Source organism: Mesorhizobium sp. M7A.F.Ca.CA.004.12.1.1, assembly GCF_003997835.1.
In the GTDB taxonomy this organism is placed as follows: domain Bacteria; phylum Pseudomonadota; class Alphaproteobacteria; order Rhizobiales; family Rhizobiaceae; genus Mesorhizobium.
The window spans coordinates 1-2,004 of record NZ_RZRK01000982.1 but is presented as its reverse complement, the minus strand read 5'-3'; the positions used below and the strand labels follow the sequence as shown (position 1 = coordinate 2,004).

The window sequence follows — 2,004 nt, the reverse complement described above, 5'->3', positions numbered from 1 at the left end:
CCGTAGAGCTGGTAGGATTTCTCGTACTTGCCCTTCTTGGTCTGCAGCGTCCAGCCTGGCTTCGGCATCGGCTTCACCGCGATCACCCCTTCCGGAATCTGCACGCGCACGGCGGTCGTCGCCTTGCCTTCGCAGCCATGCGGCACGCGCAGAACGGCCTTGTAGGTCGAGCCGACCGCCGCCTCCTGGGTTTCGAACGTGATATGCGCGAAGGCGGCGCTGGTTCCGAGCGCGAGAAGTGCGCCGGCCGACAAAAGATATTTGTTCATGATGGTCCCTCGGATTTTCAAAATTTGTCGAACCGGCCGGATCAATTGGCGTGATCGTCCATGGCGCCACCGCCCATGCCTTCGACAGCGAAATCGACGCTGACGGCGCCGGCCTTTTCGAAGGTCAGGACGGCGGAGAACTTTTCGCCCTGTTTGGGTTGCCGCTTCAGGCCGATGAACATCAAATGATAGCCGCCAGGGGCAAGCGCGACCTTGCCGCCGGCCGGAATTTCCAGGCCGCCGGCAACCGGCCGCATGGTCATGACGCCGTCCTTGACGCCCATCTCATGCAGCTCGGCCTTTTCAGAAACATCGGACGAAATCGACACCAGCCGGTCCGGTGCACTGCCATTGTTGGTGACGGTGAAATAACCCCCGGCCACTTTGGCACCGGCAGGTGTGGCGCGCGACCAGGGGTGGCCGATCTCGAGATCGCCAAGTTTGAACTCATGCGCGAGGACGGACTGGGCGCCTGTGAACAGCAGCGCAAGAGCCAGCACGGCAATGCCGACACGCTCTTCGATGCCGCGTAGAATGCCGCCGGGCGCAGGACGCGCGGCGTCAGGGAAAAAATAGGACATGGTTGCTCCATGAAGTGATGGTCGCGCCGTTGCCGGTCGCGAGCAGTTTGATCTTTGGATGGGTACGCCCACGAAAGGTTCCGCCGGGCAAACAGGCTCAGGCCGTCAGCGGCGGCGCGCGCGGGTTCGACGGCGAGCGCTCACGCGCAAAGTCGAGATGAATGGCCGCCGGGAAGACAAAGGCGACCGTTTCAAAGGAAAGGCTGTGCAATGCTAGCCCGGCATCGGGCGGCGGCGCAAAGGCCGCCGAAACCATGCTGCAGCCGAGCACGCAGCATGCCGGAAGATGGGAGGGACGCTGGTCGCCGCCCGGAAGCTGGGTGGCGCCATCATGGGTACAGATGACGTTGCCGAACGCATCGAGCTGCGATGCGTTGGGACCGGCGCCGAAGGCGAATGCGCCAAGCGTCGACTGGAGCAACAGCAAGTAGGCCGCGACAAGCGCGACCGGCATGCTCCACCGTCTCCTCGATACGCCCAAAGCCCTGCCTCTTCACAGCAACGCGACATACCTAGCACGGGGCTGGCGGGTGGAAAATCGCCAAATCACCGCTGCGGCAACGCGGCATATCAATGCATGTCGCCCAAAAGGGTGCGGCGGTTTTGGGACAACGACATGCATGAAACAAGACTCTGAGCCTCAGCGCGGCTCAGGATTTTTGTAGCGACCGGCTCTCCGGGATCGAGGTCAGCAATGTCTGGCGCGCCGACTTCAGATGCTTGCGGCAGGCGGCGTCGACCTTGCCGAGGTCGCGCGATTTCAGCGCCTCGATATAGACCAGATGCTCGCCGATCGCGACTTCGTTGCGTTCGCGTTCCTGCGCCTTGTTCCACTGGTAGTGGTAGTGGAAGATCATGGCGATGACATCGTAGAAATCGACGATGAAGCGGTTATGCGATGCCCGGTGGATGAGTCTGTGCAAGCGCTCATCCAGCTCGGAGAATTCGTTGAAGCGGGTGGAGATCTCGTTTGCCAGCTGGCGATGCTCGTCTTCCAGACGGTCGAGATCGGCCCAGACCGCGCTGTCCTGCGGCAGAGCGGTGAAGGCGGCCGCCGAGCGCAGTTCGAACATTTCGCGGATTTCGGTCAGCTCCAGCGCGAAGGCGCGCGTAAAGCCCTTCAGCACCCAATGGCTGTTGCGGCGCTTCTCGAT

General features: G+C 62.2%; 4 protein-coding genes. All 4 read right to left on the bottom strand.

What is annotated here, in order from left to right:
• Positions 1–269, bottom strand: a 269-nt coding sequence (locus tag EN984_RS32570; protein ID WP_127379173.1) for a DUF1775 domain-containing protein, incomplete at its 3' end; no start/stop codon positions are given.
• A 41-nt stretch (positions 270–310) separates the two neighbouring features.
• Positions 311–850 carry a copper chaperone PCu(A)C gene (locus EN984_RS32565; protein WP_127270813.1) on the bottom strand — a complete coding sequence of 180 codons (540 nt, stop codon included), beginning with the start codon at positions 848–850 and terminating at the stop codon, positions 311–313.
• Positions 851–947: 97 nt separating this feature from the next.
• Positions 948–1,304, bottom strand: coding sequence for a DUF2946 family protein (locus EN984_RS32560; protein ID WP_127270815.1), 357 nt, complete (start codon positions 1,302–1,304; stop codon positions 948–950).
• A 196-nt stretch (positions 1,305–1,500) separates the two neighbouring features.
• Positions 1,501–2,004: GntR family transcriptional regulator (locus EN984_RS32555; protein WP_164765828.1), on the bottom strand; the 504-nt coding region annotated here is incomplete at its 5' end.